The organism is Streptomyces longispororuber (assembly GCF_014656095.1).
Lineage (GTDB): Bacteria > Actinomycetota > Actinomycetes > Streptomycetales > Streptomycetaceae > Streptomyces > Streptomyces longispororuber.
The window spans coordinates 1-10,989 of record NZ_BNBT01000210.1; the positions used below are offsets into that span (position 1 = coordinate 1).

A 10,989-nucleotide genomic window follows, 5' to 3' on the forward strand; every position below is an offset into this window, starting at 1 on the left:
CCCGGTGGCGGACGACGCCTCCCGCCGGCGCGAGCTCGCCGCCTTCCTGCGCAGCCGCCGCGAGCGCATCACGCCCGAGCAGGCGGGCCTGCCGCGCGGGGCCCGGCGGCGGACGCCCGGCCTGCGGCGCGAGGAGGTCGCGCAGCTCGCGGCGGTGGGCGTCACCTGGTACACGTGGCTGGAGCAGGGGCGCGCCATCCGGGTGTCCGCGCAGGTCCTGGACGCCGTGGCCCGCGCGCTGCTCATGGACCAGACCGAGCGCGGCCACCTCTTCGCGCTCGCGGGCGTCGTCGACCCGCGCCCCGAGACCGAGTGCCCGCTGGTCTCCGGCACGGCCCTGCGCCTGATGCACCGCATCGCCCCCTACCCGGCGACCCTCCAGAACGCCCGCTACGACGTCCTCGCGCACAACCGCCCCTTCGCGCAGGTCTTCGGCGAGCTCACCGAGCTGCCGCCGCACGAGCGGAACTGCCTGTGGCTGCTCACCACCAGCAGGCGCTGGCGCGAGACCTTCCTGGACCGCGACGAGATGCTGCGCGACCTCATCGCGAAGTTCCGCGCGGGCATGGCCGAGCACCTGGCGGAGCCCGCCTGGAAGGAGCGGCTCGACGGGCTGCTGGGGGTCTCGGCGGAGTTCCGCGCGCTGTGGGAGCGCCACGAGCTCGCCACGATGCTCCCCCACGTCAAGCGCTACCAGCACCCCCGGGTGGGGCTCCTCAGCCTGGAGCACCGCACCATGTGGCTGTCCCCGGAGACCCAGGCGTACCGCCTCGTCGCGTACGTACCCGCCGACGACGAGACGGAGGCGCGCCTGGAGCGGCTCGCCGAGCTGCCGGACGAGCCGGTCACGAGCTGGGGCAGCAGCCGCAGGGGGCGGTCGCGGACCGGGGTGGGGCGGGCCCCGGCCGGGGACGGCGGCGGGCCGGGAGGCGGGCCCGGGCCGAGGGGTGGTCGCGCTGAGGGACAATAGAGGCTTGTCCGCTTCCCGTACGCCACCGGAGTGCCGCCCGATGTCCCAGCCGCAGCCTTCGTCGCCGCCAGCCCCGACCGCCCCGCCGGCCGCGCTGGCGATCGGCCCGCACACCGTGCGGCCGCCCGTCGTGCTCGCGCCCATGGCGGGCATCACGAACGCGCCGTTCCGGACGCTGTGCCGGGAGTTCAGCGGCGGCAAGGGCCTCTTCGTGAGCGAGATGATCACGACCCGCGCGCTGGTCGAGCGCAACGAGAAGACCATGCAGCTCATCCACTTCGACGCGAGCGAGAAGCCGCGCTCGATCCAGTTGTACGGGGTGGACCCGGTCACCGTCGGCAAGGCCGTCCGCATGATCGCGGAGGAGGACCTCGCCGACCACATCGACCTGAACTTCGGCTGCCCCGTCCCCAAGGTCACCCGCAAGGGCGGCGGCTCCGCGCTGCCGTACAAGCGGAACCTGCTGCGGGCCATCCTGCGCGAGGCCGTGAGCGGCGCCGGGAACCTGCCGGTGACCATGAAGATGCGCAAGGGCATCGACGACGACCACATCACCTACCTCGACGCGGGGCGCATCGCCGTCGAGGAGGGCGTCACCGCGATCGCCCTGCACGGGCGGACGGCCGCGCAGCACTACGGCGGCACCGCGGACTGGTCCGCGATCGCCCGCCTCAAGGAGCACGTGCCGGAGATCCCCGTCCTCGGCAACGGCGACATCTGGTCGGCGGCGGACGCCGTGCGCATGATGCGCGAGACCGGGTGCGACGGGGTGGTCGTCGGGCGCGGCTGCCTGGGGCGGCCGTGGCTGTTCGGGGACCTCGTCGCCGCCTTCGAGGGGCGTACGGGGGATGTGGCGCGGCCCACGCTGCGTACCGTCGCCGACGTGATGGTGCGGCACGCGGCGCTCCTCGGCGAGTGGATCGGCGACGAGTCGCGGGGCGTGATCGACTTCCGCAAGCACGTGGCCTGGTACCTGAAGGGGTTCTCGGTCGGGTCCGAGATGCGCAAGCGGCTCGCGGTCACGTCGTCGCTCGCCGAGCTGCGGGCGGGCCTGGACGAGCTGGACCTGGACCAGGGGTGGCCCGAGGGCGCCGACGGGCCTCGCGGGCGGACGTCCGGCAACAACCGGGTGGTCCTGCCGGACGGCTGGCTCCGCGACCCGTACGACTGCGCGGGCATCTCCGCCGAGGCCGAACTCGACACCTCCGGCGGCTGATCCCCCTTCCCTCCCGCCCACCCGCCCTTTCCCCTGCCGGGGCCGGCCCCGGGACGCCCCGCATGCCCGGCAGCGATGGGCCGGAGGCGCAGCCCGGCGTTGCGGGTTCCGCCCTGTGCCCACCCGTTCCGCCCCCAGGGCGGACCCGTTGCCCACAGGGCGGGCGGCGGGAGCCCCCGTGGTCAGGCCGGGGTCGTGGCGGTCAGGAGGGCCAGGGGAGTGGCTGCCGTACGGGAGGGGCGAAGGGACGTGTGGGGGAGGGGGATGGGGGTGGGGTGAGTGGTGCGGGCCTGGCCTGCCAGGGCTTCGGGGAGGCGGCCCGCCCCGGCCGTGGCGGCGTCGACGAGGGCCCGCGCCAGCGTCCCGGCCTCGTCGTGCAGCCCGTAGCGGGCCAGCCCGAGCGCGATGAGGGCGTTGTCGTGCGGCCACACCGCGCCCCGGTGGTAGGAGAGCGGATGGTACGCGCCCTGGCCGGAGGCCAGCGTGCGGACGCCCCAGCCGGAGAAGAAGTCGGGTTCGAGGAGGCGGCGGCCCACCGCCTCGCCCTGCTCCTTGTCGAGCAGGCCCGACCACAGCAGATGCCCCGCGTCGGAGGCCAGCGCGTCCAGTTGCCGCCCCGCGCCGTCCAGGGCGAGCGCGGGAAAGCCGCGCCCCGCCATCCAGAAGTCGCTCCGGAACCGCTCCCGCAGCCCCGCCGCCACCCGCCCGAGCCGGTCCGCGTACCCGGCGTCGTCCCACACCGCCCGCGCCAGCCCCTCGGCCCGCCGCAGCGCGTCGTACGCGTAGCCCTGCGCGCCCGCCACCACGACCGGGCCCGCGGGCCGGGCCCCGTCGGCGCCGCAGATCGCGCCGGGGGAGTCCCTCCAGTGCCGGTCGGCGGGCCCGCCCTCCTCGGCGCGGTGGACGAGGTAACCGTGCGTGGTGAGCCCGCCGTGGTCGAGCATCCAGCCGACGGCGGCGCGGGCGTGCGGCTCCAGGCGCCGGGCGAGGGCGGTGTCACCGGTCCGCTCGGTGTAGGCGCCGAGGAGGACGAGGAAGAGCGGGGTGGCGTCGACGGAGCCGTAGCAACGGCCGTAGGGCACCTGCCCGAAGTGGGCGAGCTCGCCGTGGCGCACCTCGTGCACGATCTTGCCGGGCCGGGCGGCCGGCCCCGCGGTGGCCTCCGTGGCCTGCGCCGCGGCGAGCGCGGTCAGCGTCGCGGCGGCCGGCCCCGGCAGATGGGGCAGGAGGAACAGCGAGGTGAGCAGCGCGTCGCGGCCGAGCAGCGTGAGGAACCAGGGCGCCCCGGCGCCGGGCACGAGCAGCTCCTCCCCGTCGGGCCCGCGCGCGGGCACCTGGAGGGCCGCCAGGTCGGCGAGCCCCCGCGCGCACGCGGCGGCCAGCCGGGGCCGGTCTGCAGGCAGGGGGTCGGAGGCCGTGAACCGCTGCCGCGCCGCGGCGAGTTGGCGGCGCGCCGCCTCCGGTGAGGCGGGCGCTCGCGGCGGCGGTGGCGCGCCGTGCGGCGCGGCGGTGACCGTCAGGGCCAGTTCGGCGGAGGCATGCGCGCCCAGGGCGAGCGTCCAGACCAGGCACCGCGCCCCGGTGCCCGTCTCCTCGACGGCGTCCGGCGCGGGCACGGCCGTGACGGTGGTGCGGGCCAGCCAGTCCCCGCGCCGGTAGGTGAACTCCACGCCGCCGCCCGGGGAGTGCGGGTCCGCGGCGTCCAGGACCCGGCGGGAGCGGACCGCGCCCGGCTTCGCGTACGTCCGGTGGTCCGCGCGCAGCTCGAACTGGTCGGTGAAGTCGGCGTCGCAGGTCAGCGTGGCGCGCACCGTCGTCGGCACCGGGCGGTTGCTGGTGATCCGCACCGCCTCGACCAGCGCGCCGTCGGTGACGGCCTGTTCGCGGAAGAGCGTGTACGCGGGCGGCTCCGCACGGCCGCCGCGCGGTACGAGCACGCAGCGCAGCACGTCGGCGTCCTCGTCCGCAGCGGGGGCGAGGCCCGTGGCGGGGGCCAGCAGCTCCGGGAAGGCGCCGTCCACGGTGAGCTGCCAGCGGCTGAGGTGCCGGGCGTCGCGGACGAAGAGGCCGTCCGGGCCGCCGCCCGGGACGCCGTGGATGTCGCCGCCCGGGGCCACGGCCGCGCACGTCGTACCGCGGACGAGCAGGTGGTGCCGGTGCCGCTCACTCATGTCGAGCCCTCTCCCTCGTACCAGGCCCCGCCGTGTGGTGGGCCGGCCCCCCGCGGCCGGTGTCCAGGTGCAGATCCAGAGCCAGCGCCGCGCTCCAACCGAAGCCGCGCGCGCCGTGGCCGTCCCCGGTGTACGGGTCGACGTACTCGGCGAAGCCGGACGCCGCGGCCACGTCGAGCACCGCCGCGCGCAGCGCGTCGGCCCTGGCCCGCTCGCCGTGCAGCCGCAGGCCGCGTTCGAGCAGCCAGTTGACGTTGACCCAGGCGGGTCCGCGCCAGTACCGGCGGGGGTCGAAGGCCGGGCTGAGCAGGTCGTGGCTCGGGACGAGCCGGGCCCGGCCGCCGAGTTCGAAGCGGGGGCCGCACGCGGTGCGCACCAGGGCGGCGACGACGCCGTCCGGCAGCCCGGGCAGCAGCAGCGGCACGAGGCCGGTGACGCCCCGCTCGGCCACGAGCGCCCCGGCGGCGGGCGCGCCGCCCGGTCCGTCCGGCGCGTCCGGCGCGTCCGGCCGGTCGTCCCGTAGGTCCCGGCACCGGAAGATCCCGTCCCGCGGGTCCCACAGCCGCTCCACCAGGACGCGCGTGAGGCGCTCCGCGCGCTCGTGCCGGGCCGTGGCGGGGACGCCGAGCTCACCGGTGATACGGGCCAGCGCGTGCTCGGAGGCGATGAGCAGGGCGTTGAACGCCGGGTCCTCCACGGCGAAGCCGGGGCCGCGGGCGGCGGCGTCGGCGTGGCGGGCGTGGTGGGCCCGGTCGGCCCGGTGGGCGTCGTCGTGGGCCCCGTACCCGCGGTCCCGGTAGTCCGCGGCGAGCCGCACGTACCGGCCGTAGTCGAGGTCCGTGGGGCGCTCGCGCGGGCTGCCGTGGCGCAGGTCGGCGCGGCGGAACGTGCCCGGGTCCGCCGGCGGGACGCGGCGCAGCGGCCCGTCCCAGCAGGGGCTGTTGTCCATACCCTGCTCCCAGGGGTGGACGACGGCGGCGAGGCCCGCGCCGCCGAGGTCGCGCCGGTGCAGCAGGAAGCGGTGCCAGGCGGCCAGGCGCGGGTGGAGGCGGGCGAGGAAGGAGCGGGCCCGGGACAGGCCGGGGTCGGCGAGGTGCACCAGCCAGGCGGCGAGCGCGTGCACGGGCGGCTGCACGATGCCGGAGGTCTCGACGGCGTCGGGGGCGCCCGCCGCGCGGCCCGCCGTGCGGGAGCGCCAGAAGCCGGGGCCGGGGAAGTAGGCGTCCGGCGGCACCGAGGGGTTGAAGACGATGTGCGGCACGCGGCCGTCGGCCCACTGCGCGCGCAGCAGGGTCTCCAGTTCGAGCTGGGCGCGCAGCGGCGACAGATGGCGCAGCCCGATGGCGATGAACGCGGAGTCCCAGGACCACTGGTGGGGGTAGAGCGTGCGCGAGGGGACGGTAGAACGTTCGATCCAGTTGCGGAACAGGACCCGGGCGGCGGCGTCGCGTAAGGGGTCCGAGCGGCGCGGGGTGACGGCGCGGGACACCGCCGGGCCGGCGCCGGGCGCGGCGGACGTCGTCCTCGCGGGCTCGGAGGCCGCCGCGGCGGCCGCGGGGGTGCGGTCCACGTGTCTCTCCCCGGACCCGGCGGCGTACCGCTGCCGACGGGCTGTCAGTTCGGTCCGGTCCACCCTAGAGTTGCGTCGGGTCGCCGCGCAAAACCCACTATGTAACGCCTAGTTGACGCGCGCAAGGGCGACGAAGACCGTCGGCGACCGGCACGACACCGGACCGTCGGCGACCGGCACGACACCGGACCGTCGGCAACGGCAGGACAGGTGACAGGAGGAGCGGCCATGGGGAACGGGACGGCGGCGCGCGGGTCCGCCCAGGCGAGCGCGGGCGAGCTGCTGCACCTGGTGCGCAGCGGCCGCGCCACCACCAGGGGCGCGCTCCAGCGGGCCACCGGCCTGTCCCGGGCCACCGTCGGCCAGCGCCTCGACCGGCTGTTCCGCGCGGGCTGGCTGCGCGAGGGCGCCGGGGCCCCGGTGGAGTCCCCGCTCGGCGGGCGCCCCGCCGCCCGGCTGGAGTTCGACGACGCGCACGCCGTGGTCCTCGCCGCCGACCTGGAGACCCGGCACGCCCGCGCCGCGCTGCTCACCCTCACCGGTGACGTGCTCGCCGAGCACACCGGGCCGCTGCGCGTGGACGAGGGCCCGGAGCGGGTCCTGGACGAGCTGGGCGCCCGGTTCGGGGCGCTGCTGCGCGAGGGCGGCCGGGCCGCGCGGTCCGTGTGCGGGATCGGGCTCGCGGTGCCGGGCCCGGTCGACAGCGGGACGGGCCGCGTGGTGCAGCCGCCGATCATGCCGGGCTGGGACGGCTACGACATCCGGTCCCGGCTGGGCCGGGCCTTCGCCGCGCACGCGGCCGGGCCCGCCCCCGTACCGGTGCTGGTCGACAACGACGCCAACCTCATGGCGTACGGCGAGCAGCGCGCCTCCTACCCCGACTGCTCGGCCTTCGCCCTGGTCAAGGTCTCCACCGGCATCGGCGCGGGCGTCGTCGTGGACGGCTCCGTGTACCGGGGCGTGGACGGCGGCGCCGGGGACATCGGGCACATACGCGTGCCGTGGGTGCCCGGGAGCGCCACCGCGCTGTGCAAGTGCGGCGCGTACGGCTGTCTGGCCGCCGTGGCCAGCGGCCGGGCGCTCGCGGGGCGGCTCACGGCGGCGGGCGTGCCGGCGGCCTCCGGCTCCGACGTGGCCGGGCTGCTCGCGGCCGGGCACCCGGAGGCGGCGCGCCTCGCCCGGGAAGCGGGACGGCACGTCGGCGAGGTGCTCGCCACGGTCGTGACGCTCCTCAACCCGGGCGTCCTGATGATCGCCGGAGATCTGGCCGGAACGCCCTTCCTGACGGGCGTACGGGAGCTGCTGTACCAGCGGGCGCTGCCGCGGTCCACGGCCCACCTGGAGATCGTCACGTCCCGGCTCGGCGACCGGGCGGGCCTGGTCGGGGCGGCCGCGCTGGTCGTGGACCACCTGTACGCACCCGAGCGCGCCGAGGAGCGGCTCGCCGCGCTCGGCCTCTGAGCGGCACCCGGTGCCCGCCGCGGCGTCCACGGCGTACGCCGGAGGCCTCCGCGAAGTGCCCGGATACCGGGAAGCGAGTCCGGGAAACGGCGTGATTCTCGCCACCCCTGATCGCTCTTGCGCTCAGATGAGCGGCGCTGGCGTGACTGCACTTCTCCAAGCGGTGGCACTCAGTGCCACTGCTCGATCATTTACGACTCGAACTCACACCTGGCGCGTTTCTCGCTCATCTGAGCAAAACCCAGGGTCTACAGGGGTTGACCCTTCAAAACTTGAACGATTGATTCCGGATTCCGCTACCCATGAGTCACTTTCGATCTAGCGGCGCACGGGTGGTTACGGCCGTATGACCCACAAGTGGACGTACCCATGAGCCTTCGATCTGGGTATGTTCCTCGCCGTCAGGGCAGCCACCGCGTCCTCGAGGAGTCGAGACCCGTGTCGGAAAACAAAGATCCCCACGTACCGCAGGGAACTCAGGGCGTGAAGTTCGTGTACGACTTCACCGAGGGCAACAAGGACCTCAAGGACCTCCTCGGCGGCAAGGGGGCCAACCTCGCCGAGATGACCAACCTGGGCCTTCCGGTTCCTCCGGGCTTCACCATCACCACCGAGGCCTGCAAGGTCTACCTCGACAGCGGCGAGGAGCCCGCGGTCCTGCGCGACGAGGTGAGTGCGCACCTCGACGCCCTGGAGCAGAAGATGGGCAAGCGGCTCGGCCAGGCCGACGACCCGCTGCTCGTCTCGGTCCGCTCGGGCGCCAAGTTCTCCATGCCCGGCATGATGGACACCGTCCTGAACATCGGGCTCTCCGACAAGTCCGTGCAGGGCCTGGCCAAGCAGGCCGGTGACGAGCGGTTCGCGTGGGACTCGTACCGGCGGCTCATCCAGATGTTCGGCAAGACCGTCCTCGGCGTCGACGGCGAGCTCTTCGAGGAGGCGCTGGAGAAGGCCAAGACCGCCAAGAAGGTCACGGTCGACACCGACCTGGAGGCGGGCGACCTCAAGAAGCTCGTCACCACGTTCAAGAAGATCGTGAAGTCCGAGGCGGGCCGCGACTTCCCGCAGGACCCGCGCGAGCAGATGGACCTCGCCATCAAGGCGGTCTTCGACTCCTGGAACGGCGACCGCGCCAAGCTCTACCGCCGCCAGGAGCGCATCCCGCACGACCTGGGCACCGCCGTCAACGTCTGCTCGATGGTCTTCGGCAACCTCGGCCCCGACTCCGGCACCGGCGTCGCCTTCACCCGCGACCCGGCCTCAGGACACCAGGGCGTGTACGGCGACTACCTGCAGAACGCGCAGGGCGAGGACGTCGTCGCGGGCATCCGCAACACCGTGCCCCTCGCCGAGCTGGAGCAGATCGACAAGAAGTCGTACGACCAGCTCATGCAGATCATGGAGACCCTCGAGACGCACTACAAGGACCTGTGCGACATCGAGTTCACCATCGAGCGCGGGCAGCTCTGGATGCTCCAGACCCGCGTCGGCAAGCGCACCGCGGGCGCGGCCTTCCGCATCGCCACGCAACTCGTCGACCAGGGCCTGATCTCCGAGGCCGAGGCGCTCCAGCGGGTGACCGGCGCGCAGCTCGCGCAGCTCATGTTCCCGCGCTTCGACGAGGGCGCGAAGGTCAAGCAGCTCGGCCGGGGCATCGCCGCCTCGCCGGGCGCGGCGGTCGGCAAGGCCGTCTTCGACTCCTACACCGCCATCAAGTGGTCGCGCTCCGGCGAGAAGGTCATCCTGATCCGCCGCGAGACCAACCCCGACGACCTCGACGGCATGATCGCGGCCGAGGGCATCCTCACCTCCCGCGGCGGCAAGACCTCGCACGCGGCCGTGGTCGCGCGCGGCATGGGCAAGACCTGTGTCTGCGGCGCGGAGGAGCTGGAGGTCGACACCAAGCGCCGCCGCCTCACCGTCAACGGCACCGTCGTCGAGGAGGGCGACGTCGTCTCCATCGACGGCTCCACGGGCAAGGTCTACCTGGGCGAGGTCCCGGTCGTGCCGTCGCCGGTCGTCGAGTACTTCGAGGGCCGCATGCACGCGGGCGCCGACGACGCCGACGAGCTGGTGCAGGCCGTGCACCGCATCATGGCCTTCGCCGACGGCAAGCGCCGGCTGCGGGTGCGCGCCAACGCCGACAACGCCGAGGACGCGCTGCGCGCCCGCCGGTTCGGCGCGCAGGGCATCGGCCTGTGCCGCACCGAGCACATGTTCCTCGGCGAGCGCCGCGAGATGGTCGAGAAGCTGATCCTCGCCGACACCGACGAGGAGCGCGAGGAGGCCCTGAAGGCCCTGCTGCCGCAGCAGAAGCAGGACTTCGTCGAGCTCTTCGAGGCGATGGACGGCCTGCCCGTCACCGTGCGCCTGCTCGACCCGCCGCTGCACGAGTTCCTGCCCGACATCACCGAGCTGTCCGTGCGCGTCGCGCTCGCCGAGTCCCGCAAGGACGCCAACGAGAACGACCTGCGCCTGCTCCAGGCCGTGCACCGGCTGCACGAGCAGAACCCGATGCTCGGCCTGCGCGGCGTCCGCCTCGGCCTGGTCATCCCCGGCCTGTTCACCATGCAGGTGCGGGCCATCGCGGAGGCCGCCGCCGAGCGCAAGAACGCCAAGGGCGACCCGCGCGCCGAGATCATGATCCCGCTCGTCGGCACCGTCCAGGAGCTGGAGATCGTCCGCGAGGAGGCCGACCGGGTCATCGCCGAGGTCCAGGCCACCACCGGCACCGACCTGAAGCTCTCCATCGGCACCATGATCGAGCTGCCCCGCGCCGCCGTGACCGCCGGTCAGATCGCCGAGGCCGCGGAGTTCTTCTCCTTCGGCACGAACGACCTCACCCAGACGGTCTGGGGCTTCTCCCGCGACGACGTCGAGGCCAGCTTCTTCACCGCGTACCTGGAGAAGGGCATCTTCGGCGTCAGCCCCTTCGAGACCATCGACAAGGACGGCGTCGGCTCCCTGGTCCGCAGCGCCGTCGAGGCGGGCCGCGCGACCCGCCCCGGCATCAAGCTCGGCGTCTGCGGCGAGCACGGCGGCGACCCGGAGTCCGTCCACTTCTTCCACGAGGTGGGCCTCGACTACGTCTCCTGCTCCCCGTTCCGCATCCCGGTCGCCCGCCTGGAGGCAGGCCGCGCCGCCTCGCAGGCCCAGGGCAGCGACCACCGCTAGGCCCCACCGGGCCCACGACCCCGGGGCCGCCGCCGTGTCCCCGACCCTCAACCGATACGGCGGCGGCCCCGGCCCTCGACGAAGAAGCGGCACCTTGTGCGGAGGTGCCGCTTCTTCGCGTGCCTGAGCGGTTTCGCGCCGTTCTTGTCCTGTTCCCTTTGTGTCGGGTGGAGGTGTTGTGCCGCGCTTCGCGTCCCTGTGAGCGGTGCGCCGAACTCCTCGGCGCCCCACCGACCAGAGAGGACCTCACGTGGCTCATCCCGCCCGGCGACGCCTCACCGTGCCGCTGCTCGCCTTCGGCATGGCGGCGACGCTCGCCCCGGCGCTCACCGCGAGCCCGGCCTCGGCCGCGCCCGCGCCCGCGCCGCCGTCCGCGCCCGCGCACCAGCAGGCGCCCCCCGGCGCCGCCGCGCCGCTCGCCCCGTAC

Annotated in this window: 6 protein-coding genes; 4 read left to right on the plus strand and 2 right to left on the minus strand. The window is 74.7% G+C overall.

Annotation, left to right across the window (positions count from 1 at the left end):
- The first annotated feature begins 4 nt into the window (after positions 1-4).
- Complete coding sequence (locus tag IE330_RS35630) at positions 5-970, plus strand: helix-turn-helix transcriptional regulator (RefSeq protein ID WP_229926161.1); 966 nt, start codon at positions 5-7, stop codon at positions 968-970.
- Between the two features lie 40 nt (positions 971-1,010).
- Positions 1,011-2,186, plus strand: coding sequence for a tRNA dihydrouridine synthase DusB (dusB, locus tag IE330_RS35635; protein ID WP_190140327.1), 1,176 nt, complete (start codon positions 1,011-1,013; stop codon positions 2,184-2,186).
- A gap of 182 nt (positions 2,187-2,368) precedes the next feature.
- Here the strand turns inward: dusB and IE330_RS35640 are convergent, their stop codons facing one another.
- Positions 2,369-4,357, minus strand: coding sequence for an amylo-alpha-1,6-glucosidase (locus IE330_RS35640; protein ID WP_190140328.1), 1,989 nt, complete (start codon positions 4,355-4,357; stop codon positions 2,369-2,371).
- Positions 4,350-5,927, minus strand: a complete 1,578-nt coding sequence (locus tag IE330_RS35645; protein WP_373314811.1) for an MGH1-like glycoside hydrolase domain-containing protein — start codon at positions 5,925-5,927, stop codon at positions 4,350-4,352. Before IE330_RS35645 ends, IE330_RS35640 begins: the two co-directional genes overlap by 8 nt.
- A 228-nt stretch (positions 5,928-6,155) precedes the next feature.
- Here IE330_RS35645 and IE330_RS35650 point away from each other — a divergent pair, with 228 nt between their 5' ends.
- Positions 6,156-7,388 (plus strand): ROK family transcriptional regulator, encoded by a 1,233-nt coding sequence (locus IE330_RS35650; protein WP_190140329.1) that lies wholly within the window; start codon positions 6,156-6,158, stop codon positions 7,386-7,388.
- A 438-nt stretch (positions 7,389-7,826) separates the two neighbouring features.
- Positions 7,827-10,562: a pyruvate, phosphate dikinase gene (ppdK, locus tag IE330_RS35655; protein ID WP_373314812.1), complete on the plus strand. Its 2,736-nt coding sequence runs from the start codon at positions 7,827-7,829 to the stop codon at positions 10,560-10,562.
- Positions 10,563-10,989 lie beyond the last annotated feature (427 nt).

What these genes read in the sequence shown, in the direction of transcription:
- IE330_RS35640 (WP_190140328.1), bottom strand. Translation starts at nt 4,357, where the DNA reads ATGAGTGAGCGGCACCGGCACCACCTGCTCGTCCGCGGTACGACGTGC.
- dusB (WP_190140327.1), top strand. Translation starts at nt 1,011, where the DNA reads ATGTCCCAGCCGCAGCCTTCGTCGCCGCCAGCCCCGACCGCCCCGCCG.
- IE330_RS35650 (WP_190140329.1), top strand. Translation starts at nt 6,156, where the DNA reads ATGGGGAACGGGACGGCGGCGCGCGGGTCCGCCCAGGCGAGCGCGGGC.